The sequence below is a fragment of the Hominiventricola filiformis genome (assembly GCF_020686965.1).
GTDB classification, from domain to species: Bacteria; Bacillota; Clostridia; order Lachnospirales; family Lachnospiraceae; genus Hominiventricola; species Hominiventricola filiformis.
On sequence record NZ_JAJEPS010000006.1, the window covers coordinates 168,959 to 188,118 of the forward strand.

The following is a 19,160-nucleotide window of genomic DNA, read 5'->3' on the forward strand; positions in this document are numbered from 1 at the left end:
TTCTTCACGGGTACTTTCACCCTCTGTAAATTGCTCCATCTTTCTCTCCTCTTGCGGTATTAACTAAAGAAATCGAACTCATCCACCGCAAAGGCAATGTCAATCTGGAACGGCTCCCGCTGCGGCATCTGCAATCCCTGTTCGTCCGCAATTACCAGATAATAAGTAGCGGTATTGCTGTATTTCAGAGACTTCAGATTAAACTGGCAGCGGAATGTTCTTTCTGCACCGTTATCGCTGGTTTTATCTGCAATAATCTTCTGATCATCACTGATCTGCTTGCCGTTTTCGTCCGTAAAGTAAACCTGATAGGTGGCCGCTTCTCGGTTTGCACTGACTGCGTCCTTTTGATAGAAGTTCAATGAGAAAATCATATTGCTGATTTTACGGTTTGCGGACAGCAAATTGACCATTACCGGCTTGGTATCGTATTTCTGTTTATTACGCTTATATTCCATCGAATCATTGCGGAGATAGTGATATTCGATCACCGGAACAACCATTTCCTGCAAGCTGATACCGCCATGCACAAAGTTCATGCCGCCACCATTCATCTTAATACGAATGCTTTCTCTCGGTGCAAATCCATCAAATTCCGTATTTCCACCCAAGAACTTCACAGGCAGCAGATAATTCGGCTGTGCGCCCTTCTTCATGATGGCATAACGTCTTCCATATTCCACACAACGTCTCGCATTTTCTTTTTTCAAGTCGCTGGTATTACCCCTGTCTACATCATAAAACTCATTTCTTCCTACTTTATCGTCTTCAGTCAGCGGACTGTATGTATAGAGGAATCCATGGTCAGCCGTAATCAGAATATTCGTTCCGCCAAATTCATTTACAATAATACGCACAAGGTTCTTCAGTTCCGAAATTGCTTTCTCACAGGCAGCGAAAACCGCAGTATCAGAAGTATGGCTGGCTTCATCAATGGTATCGTGATAAATGTAAACCACATCCATGCCCTTTACCAGCGCACTTCGTTCTGCCCGCTTCATAGCAATAATCTCATTGTACTTTAAAGCCACACTTGCCGGATCTTCTGATTTCAGAACCTTATCCCGGTAAGGGCTCGCCGTAGACTGGCCATCTGCCAAAACCGTCAAAATATCGTTCCGAACTTCTACTGTCAGTTCTTTATGCGGCAATAGTGCTGCCATACCAAACTTTGTAATCGAAGGGAAGATGCTCTGCATACTGCTGATAGAAACCTTGCTCTGTGTTTCTCTCTGAAGCTGATCTGCCATAGCTGCTGCCACTTCATACCGCATGGCATCTGAGACAATTACAAATACTTTCGTATCCGAAGTCTGAATGCGGGAACGATAAAACTCCTCCTGTTGCGGTACTTCCAAAACTTTACCGTAATTCGCCAGTTCATCTGCACATACATCTGACCAGTTGTTGCCCAGCTCGCCCAAGAACCAATGGGTATAAAGTCCTTCCACTTTATCGACGACGTGCTTAAACAAATCGTCCAACAAAATATTGGAAGTCTCCAGGCTCTTTTGGAAGCTCAGATGGAACAAACGATAATAGGTATCCATCTGATAGTAGCTTTCCGTATATTCTTTCCAGATGCCTTTTGCTTCTGCGGTATGGAATCCGGCAGAATGTTCCTTGAAGAAGCTCTGCATATTCGCTACTTGCAGGATACCGTCATAGAAATTCTTAAATGGCTCATACCATGCACAGGTTCTCCGCTTCTCAACAGTGGAAGTAATGGCATCCACATCAATAATATGGTCGCTGATCTCTGTCATCAGCTTTGTCAGAATCACTTCGTTGATACACGGAAAGCATTCGGTTCCTGCCAGATCATCCACTGTCAGCTTCTCAAAACGCTGATTCAAACGGGCTTCATCCTCAACATACCGAGCCACATCATAAAGCTGCTGAATGTCCTCGCTGTGAAGCCATTCAGAAATAAAATCATAGCAATATGCCTGATGTGGCATGGAAATGAATCCATCCAGTCCGGCAAGATACTCCTGCCGCATGGTACGGGTAGCGGCAGTCAACAGCAAATGAATTGCCAGCCGTCCGAGGTCTGGTTCTTCCTCTGCAAATCCGCATCCTTGACGAACCATCGCCCAAAATGCACCGTCTGCATGATATTTTACAAAATCCTGACAACTCGTATTGTTCTTCATATCCAGTCCGGCACGGAACACGCTGCGGAGAATCCGGTTCGGCTGTGCGTCTTTCAATCCGCAGATTGCCGCCATGACAGCTATGTGCAGCTGTGCCGGAGTTGCCGGAACTTTATTCTGTGTGCTGACTTTCAAGCGGCGGTCTTTCGCATTAAAATAAGCACGGTAATTCTTGACCTGCTTGCGCATGGCCGGATTCGATGCAAGACCCATCTCATCCATCCAAATGGAAATCAGGTCTGCCCGGAACTCCTCACTGTAAAGCTCCACATCCAGAAGCCAGTTATCATCCGGGCGGTTATAGCTACAAGGACTGTAAACCAGATAGTTTGTGGTCAGATCATCTACCGAAAGCAGTTTCTTCACAGAAAACGCATTATTGCCAGTCAGAGCAATGACCTTTGCATTTTCCAGAACCACTTCGTCCAGCTTATCCTCAAATTCCTTATCTTCATCATACCAGAAGATGATACGACGCTGATAAAACTCCGGCAGAGGTGCAGCAAATCTGCGATTCAAGTCCTGTATTACTTTGTCTGTATCCATAAGTCACTTTCTTTCCTTCCTTGGTATCCGGCATTTTATCGGCACTTATCCGGCACTTTTTTCAGTATCCGGCACTTTATCGGCACTTATCTGGCACTTTAACGCCATTATCCGGCACACTCTCTATCATTAACGCCATTTTCAGTGCCATTGGCGTTGTTTATGGCGTTAATGGTGGCGTTATTTGTTTTTTCGCATTGACTTTTTTCCCTTGTAACGCATATAATAATATTAACTCATCTAACACGTTTAGAAGGAGAATCCGGTTTTCGTATTGCGATTACCGGTTTTTTATTTTGTTTCCAAAATTTGACAACTATCTTTTCATTTTATATACTATAAATAGGTTTATAGAGCATCCTTTCTGGTATCTGTTTACAGATGCTATGTTGCCTGTATTCCAGCCTTTGGAGTCTCCGTGATGGTGTCTGCCTGCAGATGCTTGAATCACGGGGACTTTTTTCATATTTTATGAGATTATTTATTCTTCGCCATTTTTTCCACATATTCTTGTTCCAGTTCTTCTGCAAGATACAGATCGCTCATGCAATGCATATCAGAAACGCCGTCACGGATCAGCTGATAGACTTGGGAATGATAAAAGAAATCCAATGCCGCATCCAGTGAAAGTCCCTGCTGTTTAGCAAAGCATTCAATAACACGGGCATATTTTCTCTGAAGCAAAATCGGATTCGCTGTCATAGTGTTTCACCCCCTTCAAAACGCAGCAGAGACAGTGCTTTTTCTGTGCGGAAACATATTTGCAGGTTCGGCTTTTCATAACACAGGCGGTTGATAGCTTCCGTTTTATCAATCAGTCCGTCAAAGAAAAGCTCCACGGTATTGAACACCTTATCATTGGCAACACCGCCTACAACAAGGTCATAATCCGTCAAATCTTTTCCACTGCGACAGTTCAGAATAAAATCCAGCCATTCTTCGGAATAAGAATCGAATTTCAGTGTTTTCAGTTCGGATTCCCGGCTTTCATTGTATTCATACCGGGAGATAATACCGGCTTTCCCACGGCGTTTGAACTTGCCGCACCACTTCGCCGCCTGTTCATACAGCGGCGTGACGTAGAAGCCACGCCCGAAGTCCACATTGGGGCGGGAATGAACCAAATCCGGCTTTGCAATCTCTAAAAAAGAACCATGATAGAGAATCATACTTCCACACCCCTTTCTTTCATCACATCAAGGAGGTCGTCAACAATATATTCCCGACTCTGAGTATGTAGCACTTCATATTCCGGCACAATGTAACCGTACAGAATATTGCTTTGTTCAGTAAATGCCTGATAAACACGCTCTGCATCTACGCCCAACTTTGCCGCTACATTTTCAATACAAAATACAGCAAACTCCAGCTCATTGGAATTTTTGATTTTTTCTTCCGTCATCATATATCAACCTTTCCTATATTTTTAATAATTCATAGACTTTTTTTGAAAAAATCAACTTTTGTTCAATCTCCTTATCTGCACAATAATATAAACCACACCCATTATTTTCATACACATTATTCAATCCGGAAATTATAAAAATCATTTTGTCAGTAAAATTATTTTCCTTACAAACAAATTTATAGTTCACTTTTTCAGGATACTGACGAATAAGGTTTGCAAAATTCCTTATCGAATCGAAATAATCGTTTCCAATTTCAGATTCAACTGCTGGATAACTGGATGTGTCAACTATCCAGTTCATACTAACTATTGACATTTTTTCTTTCAGACATAAAACAAGTATTTCAAACGCCAATATAGCAGTGTCCATTTTATCTTGATCCGTTATCAATTTATGTATATTTTCTGCTTTTTCAAAAATTTTTTCTTGCGTACGAATATCTATTCCTTGGGTAATTTCTTTTAAAAATTTTTCCAGTTCAACTTGTTCTTGAAGGCTAAACATCTCGACAAAACTTGCATATTTTTCAGTAAAATTATTTGCAGATCCATTATCTAATTGAAAACTGAATGAAATAATTTTTTTCAAATACCGATCAACATTCATCTCATCCCCATAGATTTGATGCAACGAATTTTCGATTTGCTTTTTTTCCATTGCAATTATCACCACTACATTTTCCAACTCGTTGAATATATGATGAATACGTTCTAACACTTTAATTGCATACGAGGGCAGACATCTATCTAATTCGTCAACAATAATAACTACTGTTTGATCTTTTGATATTTCCACAATTTGCCCTTGTACTTTTTTAATTACATTCTGAAAACCAAAATATTGATCATATATTTTTCCATCATCTTCGGGTGTTTTAATAATATCACCAAAATTTACTCCTGTTTTTGATTTTATTGCTTCAACAGCAATTTTGGTTATTGCATTTTTTAAAGATTCAAATAGTTGCTTCTTAGTTGCATCTGATAATACACTTATATACTTTTCGATCTGTTCTTTTAATACTGAGATAATAGCAACTATAGGCTCTTCATAGTAGTCATATTGCCAACAATCATATCGAACAACAAAAAAGCAATCTGTACCTGTTATTTCTGATTGTTCCATCTTAAGACATTCCTGAATCATTTCCAGCACAAAACTCTTACCGCTTCCCCATTCTCCTTCAATAGCAAAGCAACAGTTTTTACGATTTTCTGAAAGAATTTTGGCCAATTCAACTATCTGTTGAATAAATGGCTCTCTATTTAAAACGTCCTCTTTCAATCGCACTTTCTCACCATCTTTCTTACTTTATTTTAGCCAAAACATCCTGGAAAATTGCATAATTTTTCTTCACTCCATCGTCCAGATCAATGGAAATCATCTGGTCGGCAAGGTGATGAATCTTTTCCTCATAGGTTCTGATCTCAGTATCCTGTGCCTGCAAGGTGGTCAGCTTTTTGTTCAGCTTCACACGCTCACCAGTGGAAGCATTGGCAATACGCTGTTCCAGATCAGCAATGGCAGTGCGATAACGAGCCTGTTGTTCATGCACATAATCGGTACGAATACGGGCAATGGTATCTGGTTGATAACGGTGCATATAAATCAGAGCCTTAAAGCCGTTCTTCTTGCCGCTGTCAAACAGCCAGTAAATCGGGCGTTTTTGATAAATTTTGCAATGGTCAGAATAGAAATCACTCAGGAAATAATTCCGAATCACATCCTTCGGCTGACCTTTGCCACCCAGAGCATCGGCAATGAATTTTAGGTTTTCATCTAGGGTATCTGCACCGTAAACAGTTTTCACAAATTCCACGAACAGACCGACAATATCATCCTCAAAGTATTCATCGTCGCAAATCGGGATAATGTTATCCTTATCCGCAGCAAAAGAAGCATACTTGCCGGTGTCCCATTCGCCGCCTGCATAGGCAAGTCCATCCACATCCAGAGAGTAACGACCAAACATACAGCCAACCGCATAGGAAATAAACGAGCGAATATCTCTGCCAAGATCAGCGTTGCGGACAGTAACATCCTTATCCTCAACTTCCGGTGTCAGTTCATCCTGCAAACCATAAATGCCAATGAAAATACGGTTCAGTTCTTCCTCATTGGCTTTCAGCTGGTTGAAGCGGTCATCACATTCAGCCTGCCACTGGTCAAATGCTTCGGCAATAGTCGGAACTTTTCGGAGCAGTGGATGATGCTGGAAGTCCCATGAAGTTTCAAAGGCATCCCAGTCCACCTTAGCTAATGTTGTATTATTTTTGGCTAATTCATTGATTTCAGGTAATTTCCGGCTTTCAATCCGAATTGGTGCTCTTTCAACTTCTCCACTTTCTAATGATATTGTTGATGAACCAATTAGTTTTAATAACCTATCAAACACAATAGAATTTGTATAAGCAAGGATGTACCATAAATTAACATTATTTTTAGGAAACAATCCTGGACCAGTTCCTGCAAAAGCAAATCCTTCCGGGTAATATCGGAAGCACTTTGTACCAGAAGTTATATATGTCCAAGTAAGTCCTTCTCTGAAGAAATAAGAAGAATTTCTCAAAGAAGACCTCTGCCTTCCATCAGGCCATCTATGATTAGCCAATTCCTTTCCATCAGTTCCCCAGTTTACAATATAGTCGTTATTGCCATACCATTTGCGATAGTTTCCGCCTTTATTACATGGCTTCCACTTTGTATTATCATAGCCTCCAAAAACGGAAAAATTGTCCTTACATACTTCATGCCATAATTTCAAATATACATCATCATTACCTGTTACAAGCCCTTTTCGTCCTTCTGCAAATGATCCCATTCGGTTGCATTCAGCAAAAATGGACAACATTGCTTTACTTGCCCAATATGCTACTGGCTGTGTTGGTATCAGGAAAAATCCGTTTTGCTCGAAATAGAATCTTCCCATTCCTTCAAAAAACCACTTTTCCTTGGTTTCTATCGTATCCACATCACCAGTATTTATAAATAATCTTCTATAATGTGCCGTATAATGTGGGATATTCATTTTATGAATTACGAATGCCGTTGTTCCGAAGTCAGAGCCAAAAACACCTCGACCAAGGTGAACCATATTACGAATACTATTGTTTGAAAGTATGTTAAATCTAAGTTTTTCATAAGATGAAATAAACATCCATACTGGAATATTTATCATTGCCATGAACCCTTGTCTTGAACACATATTCAGTGTCTTTTCCATACAAACTGTACTCATATCTGATTTAGAATCAGGATAATTCTTTTTAACATAGTCTGAGAGCTTTGCGCCCATGCCGGAACCGCCCATATACGGTGGATTTGTTACAACAGTATCATACTTCTGTGCCAGTGCTTCTGCCACCTGTACCAACGGCAAAAGTTCTCTCAATGCCGTTTCACGGGACATATTTATATCTTCTGTAATCTCTGCAAAACGGTCATACAAAGCAGACCAGTTCTGCGGTGTTACAGTCAGAATCGAACCATATTCCTTTGCATCATGCAGCTCTTTGATAATGGTGTCCATAGCTGTCGTGAGCTTTGCATCGCCATTACAGAAATAGTCCACTGCGAATTTATCTACATGGTTGCTCTCCACAATAGCATATACATGGGGCTGAATGCCACGGCTAAAGAAGCGGCGGTCATACTGACGGGCTTTCATCATTACCGCAAAGTAAGCCAGCTGTGCCGCACGGTCATCAATATCCAGACCGTAAAGATTGTTCTCCACAATGCTTGCCACCGCTTCACGAGTGGTATAACCGTAGGATTCATAAATCTTCATCAGCACATCAAACATATACGCAAGGATATGACCGGAACCGGAGCATGGGTCAATGACTTTCAGCTGATCCGGTATCAGTGAGGCATATTCCTTACGGATTTCAGCCAGCTGTACTTGCACTTCCGGCTCCTGCTCGGCTTCTTCCAGATAGTAGTGCCATTTGGTATCTTCCGGATCACGATTTCCGGCAGCATAAGCAAACTGTTCTTCCTCAGTAGGCAGAAGCTGCTCTTTAACATCCGGGTGTCTCTCCAGCCATAAACGACCAAGGCTGTTCTCTACCATATAGCGAACAATCCAGTCCGGTGTGAAAAGCTGTGTTGCTGCAGGGATGTTTTCTTTTGTGATTTTTACATTCTTTTTCAGTGCTGCGAAAACGTCATCCTTTTTCTCACTGTTATAATACTGATACAGCCAGCCGATGATTTGGACAGCATCCTTCCAGTCGTCCTCCGGTATCAGCTCAATCATCTGCTGAATCACACTACCTTCACGAAGCAGATTGTCCGGCAGAAGAAGCTCAGTGTAGTCCGAGAGTCTCTGGAACATTCCTGGCAGAATTTTATTCAATGCGTTGCACTGCACGATCAGCAGATATTTATACAGTTCTTCGGTCTTTTCGGCATCTTTCAGCTCATAGACCTTTTCCATATCCAATCCATCCAAATCCAGATGAATAGCTTCGGTTATATTCTGCGGCTTAAAATTGTTTTCCTCGTCCGTGAACACACGCACATGGGAAGGAAGATAGCCGTTGACTTCCATGAATCGCAGAGCGGAGAAACGGTTAAACCAAGTATAGGCAACCTCCTCCATGACCTGCTTATATCCTTTATCGTTAATCTCGGCAATCAGAGCCTGACGCTGTTTCTTTTCATCGGCAGTGAGGACTTTGCCGCCAACGCTGTCCGCATTGGCATCCTCAATGTTGTCCTCTGTGATACCGTATTCCACACCTTTCAGGGAAACACGGGCGATCAGCTCTGTTCTTGCCCAGACAGCAAATTTTTTAATTGCATTCTTATCCATTATTCCCTACTAATTTTCCTTTATCAAAATTTTTTATTAGTTTCTAATTCCTAATTCTTCTGATTTAACATATTGACACATAACTGGCGCTGTTTCAAACGCACTGTTATATCGATATTCTCTAAAATTTCCTTCTTTCATTTTTCTCTCTATTTCAATATATTTCCTCTTAAATACTTCTGTATCTGTAAATCCCATTATTTTAGTAGCTTCTTGTAGATGCTCTTTTGATTTCAAACGAATCGCAAACTGTCTGAAGAGGCTGTTTCCATATTCCGCTCTATCATATATATATGTTATCGGAAACCAAAACCACTCTTTCGTATAATTTTCAACAAACATAGATGCATTATGGCAAAAGATATCAGCAAAAACAAATTCATTCTTGTTGCATACTTCTACATTAATATTATTAATCCAATAATTAGCTGTTCCAGAATAATAATTTTTACCGTCTTTTTTCGACACAGCTCTATCTAAATTCTCATTATGATTATAAAAGACATCAAAACTCTGGTCTTCATTATATCCATGATTACTTACAAAATATGTTTTTGACAAAATATATGATACGGCATCAGAATTTTTATTTTTCAAATAAAATGCCACCACATAAATGAATATCTCATGCAGCAAAGTTCTCATGACTTCGCCTTCGTATCCATCTTTATATTTTATTTCCACACATATTTCTTCCATAACCGATGCTATAATTTTATATGCTTCCGGAACATAAAGTGAATACTTTAATAAATGTAAGAAATCATCCCGATATAATTTTGTATCAGCATACAACGCTATATACCCATCCGCTGATACGCTAGTTTCCAGTTCATCTTTACTAAAATTTATTATCTTCTCTTTTACAACAGATAAAAAATTTCTATATTCATCTTTCTTTATATTATCTGATTTCCGTTGTTTTAAGCATTCATAGCCTGTACGCGTTTTTGTTGGAATCATAGATTTTTCTTCCAGCCACGATGGTTTCTTTCCTAATTCTGGTTTTTCTACTATTTCTATTCCATACAAGCGTTTTACTAATCTCTGATATTCTGAATCATACTTTTCTTCCTGAGATAAATCAAAATGCAACATCGTTTTTAAATACTGAGGTTTTGGAATTTCTCCGTTTTCACCCCGTTCAAAAATTACAGGTAAAAATTTTTCTTGTTTAACTTTATTGTAAATTTCCGGTGAAATAATCTGTGTTTCCGTTCCTACTCCGCCATGTCTTCCATTCGCTTTTTTCTCATAAATCGGGTCAAGTAATATTAATACATTTGTTATTGTTGGATCTGTTACACTCTGCTCCATAAATGCATATGTATCATTTCCTTCTTTTAAAGACCACTGATCTAACAAAACATCAATACCATTTTCCATTAAATCTGTTGCAAAAGAACGTACTTTCAATCTGTAGTCCTCAGATCCCCATGCATAAGAGATAAATACCTTGGGATGTTCTATCGTACGTTTCATAAATCCTCCTTAATTCAACTTAATCGCATCGCAATTCTTCAGCAACTGTTTCAGCTGAGAACGAATCTTCTCTACATAATCATCAATGTCCGCATCCGTCTGTAAGGTCTTTGCCTGGAATACAACCTGACGGTTATAGGCACGGACAACCTTTTTCTTTGCCGGAGTCGCTTCTTTTCCTGGCTGTGTCGGCTGTACTGGCGGCTTCGGTGCGGGCGGCGTCAGAACGGACTCGATATTGCTGACCGTATCATCCTTGTACTGACACATCGGCAGGAACATGGCATCCAGAAGGGCAAGGCTCTTCAATTCTGCGATTTTCTCCCTGCACTGGCTAAAATATCGGTCTGATTTCTCAATCAGATGGGATGCCTTGGAATCGCCGTTTGCGGCAGTGTGGGTAGCTTCCATACACTGACGAACCGTTTCCAGAACCTCGGCACGTTTTTCCTCCAGCATCTTATCATGGGTAGTACGAACGGTATCCATCAATGGATTCAGTTCACGAATCCGGTTATAGTTGAACTTACTTCCGGTCTGAACCAGAGTAATCAGGCGAATGGTATTCAAGGCCTTGTACGCCTCCTCATTTTCTGCAATACGATCAAGGTCATCATGCAGAGATTTTTCAAACTGCACTGCCTGGTCGAATACGGTTACCTGGGTCTTGAAGAAGTTTTCAATACCATTGCTCATGGTTTCTTTGTTATCAAAAAGAGCATCCTCTTTTTTCAGCACACGCTCAATCAGGGCAATATTGTCTTTCTTCTGAGAAAGTACATCATCCATCAGACGAATGGCTTCCTGCACCAATGCACGATCCGGGTATTTATGTCCGTCATAACGGGCATCCAGAGAAGCATAGTAATTGCGCTGTTCTGTAAATTTCTCGGTCACAAAACGAATCAGACCATCTTCATCATCCGGCACATCCATGATGTCGAAATACTCACGGAGCATTGCTTTTACATCACGCATCATTGTAGCAGAAATGGTTTTACGCTTGCTAATAGAAGTCTTACCGATCTCACTCTTTTTACGGAGCATATCCGGCAGTTTCGGGTCATCCGGCTGAATGGTATTGCCTGCATATTTGATGGTTACTTCCTGGGAATAAATCAGCTGTGCCACAACCGCAGCAATGTCGATTTCTTTCCAGCCATAAGGAATCGCACTGTATTTGCTTTGTACATCTGCCATAGATGTCGGCAGTTTTTTCGCATCCTGCATTTCCAGATATTCTTCCATAGCAGAAGCCGCATCACGGTTCGGTTCCATGCCCGGAAGTGCTGTTACCGCACCTGTCAGAATCGCAATAATATCCGCATCACTGCCTGCATTATCTGTAATCAGGTCGAGCTTGCTATATACATGAGCGACCAGATATTCAAGAGACTGGTCAATCTTGCTCTTGGCATTCCCGGATTTGATTTCCAGATGTTCACCATCCACATAGAACTGCGCCTCTGCAATTGCATTTTGCAATTCAGTCATGGCACTCAGCTCATACTTTCCGGCTTCGTCCTGCTGGTCGCTGATGATTTTCTGCACACTCTTTGGAAGCTGGCTTACATTTCTCTGCTTTACATACTTGCGAATCTTCATGGCAGATTCCAGAGATTCATAGTAAGGCGTATCAGCCAGAACCACGATTGCTTCGTTTCCTTTGGATTCTGCCATCAGACGATAATCTGTTTTTTCAATGGCATCAGTAGCAACGGTCAGGAAACGCAGACGCATACCGCCTGTTGCCACACCAACCGTAATGCCATCCACCATCTGATCGAAAGCAAAATCATATTTTCCATAACGGAACTTCTTGGTTGTAAAAATATCGCCGTAAATCATCTGGGCAATACGCTCCACGATGGAAGCAGTATCTATATTTGTATCTCTGATTTCACGCTGAATATCCTGTTCTTCGTCAGTCAGGAAGTTATAAGTATCACCGGTTCTGCCGATATAGTTCTGGCTCATCAGACGGTCAAGGCATCCACGGACAGCTTCACGCATGATGATCTTATCGACTCGAATATCGTCTGCCATAAGGATCACGATATTGTCCAGATTGGAAGGAATATCATCAATATACCGAATCAGATACAGAAGTTTCAGTACATCCACATCCTGTTGTTCGATGCCATCACCGTTATCGGCAGCTTTCTGACAACGCTCAATTACCCGGCGAATAGAACCATCCAGGAAAGTATGTACGGTATCATAAAAACAGAAGAACGGAACCAGTGCGTATTCGTCTTTCTCCTGAATTTTCTGTGCAGCTTCCTGGAAACCGGACAGCATGGAACGCTCACCACCGGACAGGTGCTTACCGGAATTTCCGTGTTTTCGGATTTCAGCAAACACCTTCTGCATAATAATAAACTGATACGGCACGAACGGGAAGTTCTCTGTAAATTCTCTCGGACCGGAATAACCTTTAATATCCAGAATAGAGCCACTGAAGCTGAATAGGTTACGAAGAACAGAATCATTCTGCTCATAAACACCTTCCAGGTCTTTCGTTGCTTCCGGCTTCTTTTTCAAGATACGCTTCTGGATAACTTCATCCACGGAAGAAGAAGATAAGCTCAGTCTTGTCTTGAAACGTGCCTGGATACGGGAGAACTCATCAGCACGAACTTTAATGATTTCATCAATGGCTTCCTGTCCGGTGCAGATCACCCAAATCTTGCCTTCACACTCACTTCCGATTTTCTCGGTCAGAGACTGGAGGTTCAAAAGCATATCGGTATCCGTACCAACATACTGACCAACCTCGTCAATCATAAACAGCAGACGGAAGTTTTCAGGTTTAGTATCTACATAGGCTTTCATATCTTCCACAAGCTGTGCGATAGAAATTTCTGTTGCGGTTTTATCATTGAACCACGCCTTGGCATCGTCCTCACTCATATCCAGAACTTCCATCAGTGTCGGAATGATGAACTTGCCATTGAAAGCAAATGCACGGCGCATTTCCAACCAGGACTTGCCTTTCTTTTCTTCAAAAACTCTGCGGAACTCCTCAGTCTTGCCCTGTTGGTCAATATAACGCTCCATCATGGCAACTTTCAGGTTCTCACCGTAAAATCCCAGATGGTTGTAGAACATCTTTGCGAAAACACGAAGAACAGCCGTCTTGTCTTTATTGCTGAATCCCTCAATATCAATATTGAACAGAATCGTCTCAGCTGGTCCCTTGGTGGCACGATCAATCAGCATAAAGGTTGCCGGATCATCCTCAAACTTTTTACGGAAACGCTCTACACTGCGGATGCCCTTTACCTCTTTATTTTCCAGAAGATAGGAAAGCATTTTCAGAAAGTGAGATTTACCACTTCCAAAGAAACCAGAAATCCAAACACCCATATCAGCGGTCGGATGGTCGAAAGCATCCCCGTAATAGTTGAAGAAAGTAATGAAGTGTTTCTTCAATTCTCTGGTGATGACATATTCATTTAACTCCTGCTCAATTACATCGTCGGCAGCCTGATCTACTTTAATTACACCATTGATTTTGCGGTTAATGTCATCCGCAAACATATCTCGAATCATCATGGCTTTATCCCCCTTAATCTATGACATTGAATGCCCGGTAATAATCATTTGGTGTCAGACGATTGAACAGTTTTACATGACGACCATCAAATTCACCTGGATACATAACCAAAATCGGAACATCCGAAAAATACGGTTGCAAGGCTTCCAGTAAAGTATGGATTCTCATAAACGGGAACACCTCACCTACACCTGTCAGCATCAGCACATCACCCGGTTCGTGCGGCTCATACTGGATTTTATCAATGAACTCTCCATTGCCGATTGCAGAGTTAAGCTGCTCCAAAAGATAAGCACTTCCGTCAGCTTCCTCCATATCGGGAATGGCATCTGTGATGTCCATATCATCGCAGATAGAGAGAAATGTTTTATATAAATTACAAACAATCAAATGGCAATCTAAGGACTGATCGGTTTCCAGCTGATTCACAAAATGGCGGACAACCATTTCATTCTCCGGTTCATAACAGAAGATTCTGATATTCACCTCATTGCTGAGTCCCTTGCCTTCCAGAAACTCCGGTTCCTGGATCAATGCCCGAACTTTGTCCAGGCGTTCTTTTATATCACTCATCAGGCTACCTCCTATGAAAAGCAATTAAACGCTGGCAGTATCGCAGTATCGCCATTGCTTCTGATGGCATTCTCCAAAACAGGATGCAGCCATACTGGATTCAAATGATCTGCCTTGAGATTGTCGAGATATTCTGTTTCGACAAGCACTCTGGCAATGATCTGTTTTAACTTTGTTATTGTGGTATCGCTCCAGGAAGCTACGGTATCATTCTGTTCCTGCAAACGCATAAAAAATGTATTCAAATCTATCTTACCAAAAGACGTGTCCCTTAATCTGTACTTCTCGCCAATGACGGTCAGCATAAATTCCCAGACCAGTCGGCTCTGCTTCATCAATGTATACAAACAAATCTGTTTTGCCACATCCGTTGGCTGTGATGCAATCGCAGAAACCAGAGAATCATCTTCCAGTGCATGAAGCCGTTTGATGCAGGCTTTCGCCATGCGTGTGATAGATTTTTCCGTTGGGTACTGAAAAAGATTTTGCTCTACAATTTCTTTCACAATCGCATCATCTGAATTTCCTTCTGCCATCAGCTTTGCGGTAGAACGCATTTCATAAAAAAGGAATGGCTCCCTTGTCAGAGAAGCAATATACGGGTATGTACTATCCATCTTACTTACTGCCTCCCTATTGATTCTCTTTTTTATCCGGAACAAACTCTACAATATCTCCCACATCACAGCTAAGCACAGAGCATATTTTTGACAAAATTTCAGTACTCACATTTTCGTCTTTAGACAGTCTGGCCATTGTCGTTGTGCTGACACCTGTCTTTGCACGTAAATCCTTTTTCATCATATCTTTATCAATTAATAACTTCCATAATTTCTTATAACTAACTGCCATATTTACACCCTTCGTCTTATGAAAAAACTATTTGCACTATAAAAAATATCATAACACAGGAATGCGTTTTTAACAATCTGATTTCTGAAATATCGCATTTTTCCGCCTCAAATTTTATATAGACAGAAAAAAGAGCAACAATTTTCTCGTTGCTCTTTCTTATCTTGCTTCAGTCTTTACATCGATTCAAAATCCAGTCGGATCAGCCGGTTTCCATCCTCATCCTGGGGTTTTCTCATGAAAACCAGGTCCATATCCCTGGCCTGGAATTCCATCACCGCCTGTTCCGGCAGAATGGTTCGATAGCTTTTGGGCCAATGTCCTCCACAGGGAATGGCGTAGTCATTCTCCGGATCCCACAGTATCAGAGATACCACTCTTGCATGACATGCTTTGATTAATTCAATCGTCTTTTTTAATCCCAAGTATTCTGCAGCCAGATTGACCAACACAACTTCTGATTCTTTCACGGAAGGATTCCTGTAATCCAGTTCATAAATACTATGAGCCTCATCATTATATTTCTGCAGCTGCTGGCTATGCATATCATTCAATAAAGTCTGTACCATCTTTCTCCTCCTGCCCTTTTCTTTCACATATATTCGCCTTTTTTATTTATCTATATATTAGACAATTTATGTATCAGAAAAGTTTCACAGGAAATAAATTATATTTGCTCAAGGATATAATTTTTTACATTTTCCAACTTACTGTTTTTCCATTCTTTTTCTTTTTCTTTTTCTGCCAGTGGGCAGACAATGGCAAAATCCAGTGCTTCCCCGATGACGCGCCCGCTTCTTCTTGGATTGGAGAAATTTTCCTTCCATTTTTCTTCGGAAGCATTGGCATACTCAGCTGGATTCAGATAAATCTGCTGCCGTTTGGTGGCACTGATAAACATTTTTGCCGCAAGGGGCTCCAATTTTAAATATTCTTCTTCCTGCACATCTTCAAAAATGCGTGGAATCTCGCCCTGTACCACATGCTCCGGTCCACGCTCGATTTTAATTCCAAACGGTTCAAAGGAAAAATCCTCTTCTGTAAAATGTAATTTCAGCAAAAGACCAATATCCGTATTGAACTGTGCCCGCTGATAATCCGTATCAAATATGAAATTACCCAGAGAATAGAAAATTGCCTTCTTATCAAAAGTCTCATAGTTCATGGGCACATGAGGATGATGGCAGACCACTACATCCGCGCCCATCTTCAGATATTCCAGATACCGGTCTCTCGTATAAGGAGTCGGCAGTGATGTAAATTCCTCTCCACCATGGGACACGATCACACACCAGCGGCAGGTCTTTTTGATCTCATCAATGACATTTTGAATGGTCTCCATATCTGCCCAGTTGAGACATCCTGCTTTCTCTTCTCCTGCTGGTTTACAGCCTCTCTGATAACCCACACCGAACATTCCAATTCCGCCTGCATCCGGCAGAATCAGAGGCTTCTTTGCTTCCTTCAGATTCATGCCCGCACCGATCGTCTTTACTCCGTGCTTTTCGGCCTGTTCCAGGGTACACTTCATGCCCATCTCGCCTGCATCCATAATGTGGTTGTTGCAGATATTCCAGATATCCGCCTTCATCTTCTGAAGCACTTTGATTGCTGCCGGATTCATGGTATGCATGAGCTGCTGTACACCCTCCGTCGTCGTATTGGATGCCTGATCCACCAGCGGTCCTTCGACATTTGCAATAACATGATCAGCACTGTGAAGAAATGCAAGCACCTCTTTAGACAGCAGTTCCTCGTCATCCCATTTTCCATCCATATACCGGTCAAATCCGATATCACCGGTAAAAACCAGTGTTGCTTTATCTCGTTTTATCTCTGACATAAAATAAACCTCCAAACTGATAGGTCTATCTTACCTCAGTTTGGAGGTTTAATCAATTAGTTGTTTCCTGTCGGAATATACGGTTTGATTGCCATAGCTACATTGTAAAGAGGCATGGTCTGAAGCCAGATTTTACCTGGTCCGGTAAGTACCGTATTAAAGAAGCCTTCACCGCCAAGCAGTTTATTTTTCAGACCTTTTACCTGCTGAATATCCATCTTTACACTGGTCTCAAAACCGAGGACATTACCAGTATCTACGACGATCTGCTGGCCTTCTTTTAATTCGTAAGCTACCAGCTCGCCATCCACCTCTGCAAATGCCGTTCCATTTCCGGACAGCTTCTGCATAATGAATCCTTCACCACCGAAAAATCCGGCACCCAGCTTTTTGTTAAAGTGTATGCTTAATTCTACTCCGGCCTCTGATGCTAGGAAAGCAGATTTCTGAAGAACAAATTCTTTTCCCGCAGAGATTTCCAGAGGAAGAATTTTTCCGGGAAAACTGGATCCAAATGCAATCAGTCCCTTTCCGTTTGCAGTATAAATATTCTGAAAAAGGTTCTCACCGGAAAATGCTTTGGAAAACATCTTTCCAACACCGCCTCCTGAGGTTGACATCTCCATATTCGGAGACATCCATACCATGGAACCACTCTCTGTAATCATTTTTTCGCCATCTTCCAGCTTACATTCTACAACCGGAAAAGAGCCGCCTTTGATTTCATATTGCATATGTTATTCCTCCTTCTATTTAATGTTCTGCTCTTTATTGTGCATCCTTTAATGTCTGGTAAAGTTCTGCTTTTGTCAGATTCTGATAAGGAGCAACAAACAGGACATTCAGAATTCCAAGTGTAATGCCTCCAAGAATACTCCATCCAAGGAAGGAAAGATCCAGCACGAAGGCTTTCCATTTGTTTCCGGTCATCATCTTTTTGCTCAGGGCAAATACCTCTTTTCTGCTCATATCCGGATTCTCAGCCAGAATAAACGGCACCATCATATATTCATACATTTTAACAATACCCGGAATAATCAGCAGAACAGACCACAGACAAATAAAAACAGTTCTTACAAACATGATTCCACCAATATGTCCATATCCATTTTTAAATGAATAAAGGACGTCACCAAGTCCTGCTTCCTGATCCTCAACTGCATTGACAAAAAATTTCTGGCAGCCTACATGAAGTGGGTTCCACAAAAAGATCGTCAGAAGAAGACCAATCAGCATGGAAATCAGAATTGCTCCTGCTACCACTCCGATAATCAGTAAAAAAGTAGAACCATCCATTCCTGCAAATGCATCTTTTGCATTACTCAGTTCATCAGATGCCTCTCTTCCTGTACTGGCTGCACCTGACCCAGTAATAAAAAGGAAAATCAGACTCACAATCACTGACTTCCAATAGTTTTTTTTGAGCACAGATTTTGCATTTCTTTTCAAATCTGTTCTTGTCCACATAACACATTTCCTCCTGTACGTTTCATTTTCTTACAGCATACACTGATAACCGCATCTGTACAGTACCATTATACTACATTTTCGGTGTTTTCTTTTTTAAATTTTCTTTAAATATCTGATAATTGTCTTAAGACAACCACACGGCATGCATTGGTCCAGTGATTACACAGCTGTCTCCAGGATTCAGCTTTTTTCAATGTTTCTTCCGTTACAAAGGTCTGCAGTACCAGCATTTCCTGCGCGTGTCCCCGGATTTTGGCAGGTTTGCAGTCAATTCCGCAGCCCCCGGAAGATGGGACAGGGCAATCAGGAACACTTTTACCTCCGCGCCGGAAAGGTCGGGAGCCAGCGGGAAAATCCCCTCCAAAACGGCTCCGCGCTCAATCAGGCGGCGGGTGCGAACCCTGCGTTCTTCGTTCCGCTGCTTGTTCTCCAAAATCTTCTTTCGGTTTTC

16 protein-coding genes are annotated in these 19,160 nt (G+C 41.4%); all 16 read right to left on the bottom strand.

Translation table 11 applies throughout. The features are described from left to right. Positions 1-59: 59 nt before the first annotated feature. Positions 60-2,702, bottom strand: a complete 2,643-nt coding sequence (pglZ, locus tag LKD36_RS08320; RefSeq protein ID WP_308459313.1) for a BREX-1 system phosphatase PglZ type A — start codon at positions 2,700-2,702, stop codon at positions 60-62. A gap of 477 nt (positions 2,703-3,179) precedes the next feature. Continuing rightward, on the bottom strand, positions 3,180-3,404 hold the full coding sequence (locus LKD36_RS08325) for a DUF3791 domain-containing protein (RefSeq protein ID WP_118769932.1): 225 nt from the start codon (positions 3,402-3,404) through the stop codon (positions 3,180-3,182). Further along, complete coding sequence (locus LKD36_RS08330; RefSeq protein WP_118769931.1) at positions 3,401-3,871, bottom strand: DUF3990 domain-containing protein; 471 nt, start codon at positions 3,869-3,871, stop codon at positions 3,401-3,403. Before LKD36_RS08330 ends, LKD36_RS08325 begins: the two co-directional genes overlap by 4 nt. Further along, a complete protein-coding gene (locus LKD36_RS08335; RefSeq protein ID WP_118769930.1) occupies positions 3,868-4,107 on the bottom strand; it encodes a DUF3791 domain-containing protein in 240 nt (79 codons plus the stop codon). Before LKD36_RS08335 ends, LKD36_RS08330 begins: the two co-directional genes overlap by 4 nt. Positions 4,108-4,120: 13 nt before the next feature. Then, a complete protein-coding gene (locus tag LKD36_RS08340) occupies positions 4,121-5,395 on the bottom strand; it encodes a KAP family P-loop NTPase fold protein (RefSeq protein WP_308459314.1) in 1,275 nt (424 codons plus the stop codon). 22 nt (positions 5,396-5,417) lie between these two features. Beyond that, on the bottom strand, positions 5,418-8,930 hold the full coding sequence (gene pglX, locus LKD36_RS08345; protein WP_308459315.1) for a BREX-1 system adenine-specific DNA-methyltransferase PglX: 3,513 nt from the start codon (positions 8,928-8,930) through the stop codon (positions 5,418-5,420). Positions 8,931-8,966: 36 nt separating this feature from the next. Continuing rightward, entirely contained in the window at positions 8,967-10,412 is a 1,446-nt protein-coding gene (locus LKD36_RS08350; RefSeq protein ID WP_118769927.1) for an SEFIR domain-containing protein, read from the bottom strand. 9 nt (positions 10,413-10,421) lie between these two features. Then, positions 10,422-13,970: a BREX system P-loop protein BrxC gene (gene brxC, locus LKD36_RS08355; RefSeq protein ID WP_118769926.1), complete on the bottom strand. Its 3,549-nt coding sequence runs from the start codon at positions 13,968-13,970 to the stop codon at positions 10,422-10,424. Positions 13,971-13,983: 13 nt separating this feature from the next. Next, the gene (locus LKD36_RS08360) at positions 13,984-14,544 is read right to left on the bottom strand and encodes a DUF1788 domain-containing protein (protein ID WP_055219002.1); all 561 of its coding nucleotides are present in this window, start codon (positions 14,542-14,544) and stop codon (positions 13,984-13,986) included. A gap of 11 nt (positions 14,545-14,555) precedes the next feature. After that, positions 14,556-15,161 (bottom strand): DUF1819 family protein, encoded by a 606-nt coding sequence (locus LKD36_RS08365; protein WP_118769925.1) that lies wholly within the window; start codon positions 15,159-15,161, stop codon positions 14,556-14,558. A gap of 16 nt (positions 15,162-15,177) precedes the next feature. Next, positions 15,178-15,396, bottom strand: a complete 219-nt coding sequence (locus tag LKD36_RS08370; RefSeq protein WP_118769924.1) for a helix-turn-helix domain-containing protein — start codon at positions 15,394-15,396, stop codon at positions 15,178-15,180. Between the two features lie 176 nt (positions 15,397-15,572). After that, on the bottom strand, positions 15,573-15,965 hold the full coding sequence (locus LKD36_RS08375) for a hypothetical protein (protein ID WP_118769923.1): 393 nt from the start codon (positions 15,963-15,965) through the stop codon (positions 15,573-15,575). Positions 15,966-16,063: 98 nt separating this feature from the next. Next, positions 16,064-17,239 (bottom strand): CapA family protein, encoded by a 1,176-nt coding sequence (locus LKD36_RS08380; RefSeq protein WP_118769922.1) that lies wholly within the window; start codon positions 17,237-17,239, stop codon positions 16,064-16,066. A gap of 56 nt (positions 17,240-17,295) precedes the next feature. Beyond that, positions 17,296-17,973 carry a TIGR00266 family protein gene (locus LKD36_RS08385; protein ID WP_118769921.1) on the bottom strand — a complete coding sequence of 226 codons (678 nt, stop codon included), beginning with the start codon at positions 17,971-17,973 and terminating at the stop codon, positions 17,296-17,298. A gap of 34 nt (positions 17,974-18,007) precedes the next feature. Then, a complete protein-coding gene (locus LKD36_RS08390) occupies positions 18,008-18,706 on the bottom strand; it encodes a DUF975 family protein (RefSeq protein WP_118769920.1) in 699 nt (232 codons plus the stop codon). A gap of 208 nt (positions 18,707-18,914) precedes the next feature. After that, positions 18,915-19,160: DUF3847 domain-containing protein (locus LKD36_RS08395; protein WP_308459316.1), on the bottom strand; the 246-nt coding region annotated here is incomplete at its 5' end.

Coding starts and splice junctions, on each gene's coding strand:
- LKD36_RS08370 (WP_118769924.1), bottom strand. CDS start 15,396: ATGGCAGTTAGTTATAAGAAATTATGGAAGTTATTAATTGATAAAGAT.
- LKD36_RS08325 (WP_118769932.1), bottom strand. CDS start 3,404: ATGACAGCGAATCCGATTTTGCTTCAGAGAAAATATGCCCGTGTTATT.
- pglX (WP_308459315.1), bottom strand. CDS start 8,930: ATGGATAAGAATGCAATTAAAAAATTTGCTGTCTGGGCAAGAACAGAG.
- LKD36_RS08335 (WP_118769930.1), bottom strand. CDS start 4,107: ATGATGACGGAAGAAAAAATCAAAAATTCCAATGAGCTGGAGTTTGCT.
- LKD36_RS08330 (WP_118769931.1), bottom strand. CDS start 3,871: ATGATTCTCTATCATGGTTCTTTTTTAGAGATTGCAAAGCCGGATTTG.
- LKD36_RS08360 (WP_055219002.1), bottom strand. CDS start 14,544: ATGAGTGATATAAAAGAACGCCTGGACAAAGTTCGGGCATTGATCCAG.
- LKD36_RS08390 (WP_118769920.1), bottom strand. CDS start 18,706: ATGTGGACAAGAACAGATTTGAAAAGAAATGCAAAATCTGTGCTCAAA.
- pglZ (WP_308459313.1), bottom strand. CDS start 2,702: ATGGATACAGACAAAGTAATACAGGACTTGAATCGCAGATTTGCTGCA.
- LKD36_RS08365 (WP_118769925.1), bottom strand. CDS start 15,161: ATGGATAGTACATACCCGTATATTGCTTCTCTGACAAGGGAGCCATTC.
- LKD36_RS08385 (WP_118769921.1), bottom strand. CDS start 17,973: ATGCAATATGAAATCAAAGGCGGCTCTTTTCCGGTTGTAGAATGTAAG.
- LKD36_RS08380 (WP_118769922.1), bottom strand. CDS start 17,239: ATGTCAGAGATAAAACGAGATAAAGCAACACTGGTTTTTACCGGTGAT.
- LKD36_RS08375 (WP_118769923.1), bottom strand. CDS start 15,965: ATGGTACAGACTTTATTGAATGATATGCATAGCCAGCAGCTGCAGAAA.
- LKD36_RS08350 (WP_118769927.1), bottom strand. CDS start 10,412: ATGAAACGTACGATAGAACATCCCAAGGTATTTATCTCTTATGCATGG.
- brxC (WP_118769926.1), bottom strand. CDS start 13,970: ATGATGATTCGAGATATGTTTGCGGATGACATTAACCGCAAAATCAAT.